The following is a 2,277-nucleotide window of genomic DNA, read 5'->3' as shown; positions in this document are numbered from 1 at the left end:
GAATTAAACGAGCCATTTGGAACTCTTCGTGAAAAAATTGTACTAGACCTTACTTTAAAAGTTTTACAAGTACAACAAGTACAAGTATAAAACTAAAAAAGCATTGTCTTTATTAAAAAGAAAATGTCTTTTTTATTATTATAAAACATATATAATGATGAAATGGTCGCGTACAAATAATATATTTTTATGGATTTCATCAGATGGGGGGATGGTGATGGATAAGCCATGGGTTGGTAAAGAAATATGGAACAAAGTTTACAAAGGGAAAATGCTGAATGCTCAAGATGATTCGCGTGAAATAAGAGAAAAAAAGAAAAGTAAAGAAACAGAGTCAAAAAAAGAAGATAAAGTAATTGGATTAGAGAAAGAAAGTGAAAAAACTGAATCAGCAAAAGAATATGAAGAAAGAGAATTAGAGCAAGAAGAAGTAGCAATTGAATCAAAGAAAGAAAGTGAAGAGACTGAACCAGCAAAAGAAAATAAAGTGATTGGATTAGGGAAAGAAGAAGTGGCAAATGAATCAGAGCAAAAAAATGAAGAAATTGAATCAAAGAGAGAAAGTATAGATTTAGGATCGAAAATAGAGACTTCAGTGCATTCAATGGTAGTGAAAACTCCATTTTCTATTATTTCAGAAGTGTCTAGCTTTAAAGTGTTTCCAAAAGTAAATGTGAAAAATCAAGATGCATTTGTATTTCGAAATGAAAAAGATGCGGAGGGGCGTGAATTAGATTCTAAGTTATTAGCTACAGTGCAACAGCATCATTCGGAGGCTTATTGTAAATTAGTTTCTTTAAATCTTCATGAAAAGAGAGTGCTTGTTGAATTATATAATCAAAAAGTCAAAGGGAATATTGAAGAGAATCGGGTAGAGACATCTACATGGATACCTATCCACAGTATAATATTAGAGAGTGAAAATGGGGGTGAAGTAAATAATTATGTAACAGCCAGACTACCAATAGAAATAGGAAGATATAAAGGTGAAATTAGTTTACGAGAAAAAGTGGTATTTACAGAAAAAGTCATAGCAATAAAAGAGGTGGAACAGGAGATTGTTTTGACAAAAACCGAATTTTTAGTACCAAAAGTAAAAAAGAATGGACAAAATAAATTTACAGTTGAAAAAGGGAGCTTATTGGTAGAAGGATATATATATCAATGTATTGAATACATATCAGAACAAAGTACATTTCATGATAATGTATATCAGTTAGTACAAAATATTGTATTAGAATTAATCATTCAAGTGATACAAGAACAGGAAGTGCAAGTGCGAATTACATAAAAATGATTATATTCCCTTGATTAGCTCATTATTTTTATTCAATGGGTACCAAGGCGTAATCTTTTGTAAATCATTTAGTGCTTTAGAATATCCTCCAAACGTTTTATCCACAATGAATTCATTTTCATATTTATGAAGGATGATATTGTTGCTAGCTAGGATAGTTACTTAATTGTATGAATTTCTTCAGGTTTATGTTTTAAAAAAGTGCTAACAAGTTTGTAAACGTTCTTGCTAACACTTATTTAAAACGGACATAAAATTGGCGTACATGTTGTTTGATTAATGAAGCTAATTAAATAACATAGATAATTACATCTTATAACCTAGGGTGTAATATAAAGTATATTCACTCCTTTTTTACAAAACTCACAACTTAAATAGTAAAACATGTTTATCGTAATTTTCCAAACACCAATTATATTTTTTTAGAATAATTGGTGGACAACTTCTTTCGTAGTATTAACTTCAGTAAGGCCATATTTTTTATAAAAACTTTCTAGTTCTTCAAAAGGAAGACAATACACATTTTGTATTTGTAATTTTTTCGCAGTTTGTACTAAAAATGAGACAAGTTCTCCAGCTAATTGTAGACCCCTGAATTTAGGGAGAATAAAAATCCCACCCATTTCAATAGTATCTTCATCTATTTGGACTAAACGTCCAACACCCGCGTACGCATTGTTGTATGTAATGATCGCAACTGTATCCCGCTTTAAATCACTTCGTACAAACCCTATCGATTCATATTGATTATTAATCCATTCTAAATCATTTGATGTAGCCAGTTGAATACTCATATGTATCCTCCTTCAGAAAACTTTTACTATTTCTGTTATACATAATATAATATCAGGAAAAAAGTGGTTTGAATGGAATGATTTTTATTAACAGTTCAAGTTTTGAAGAATAGTGCATACAATATAAAGTGTTTTCCTTTCTTCATTTAAGTTTTACGTATATAATTTAAAAGTACTATTTATATT

General features: G+C 29.6%; 1 protein-coding gene and 2 pseudogenes. 2 read left to right on the top strand and 1 reads right to left on the bottom strand.

What is annotated here, in order from left to right; translation table 11 throughout:
• Positions 1-90: pseudogene (locus ACFWDE_RS30595) on the top strand (CsxC family protein); the annotation flags it as partial.
• Positions 91-217: 127 nt separating this feature from the next.
• Positions 218-1,291: a BC_2427 family protein gene (locus ACFWDE_RS30370; protein WP_377896381.1), complete on the top strand. Its 1,074-nt coding sequence runs from the start codon at positions 218-220 to the stop codon at positions 1,289-1,291.
• 369 nt (positions 1,292-1,660) lie between these two features.
• Here the strand turns inward: ACFWDE_RS30370 and ACFWDE_RS30365 are convergent.
• A pseudogene (locus ACFWDE_RS30365) lies at positions 1,661-2,091 on the bottom strand (GNAT family N-acetyltransferase).
• Between the last annotated feature and the right edge of the window lie 186 nt (positions 2,092-2,277).

Source organism: Bacillus sp. NPDC060175 (genome assembly GCF_042728695.1).
GTDB lineage: Bacteria > Bacillota > Bacilli > Bacillales > Bacillaceae_G > Bacillus_A.
The sequence above is the reverse complement of the archived record's forward strand: the minus strand, read 5'-3'. Positions and strand labels throughout refer to the sequence as shown.

Bases quoted from the DNA above. Each gene is read 5' to 3' on its own strand.
- ACFWDE_RS30370 (WP_377896381.1), top strand. From the start codon at position 218: ATGGATAAGCCATGGGTTGGTAAAGAAATATGGAACAAAGTTTACAAA.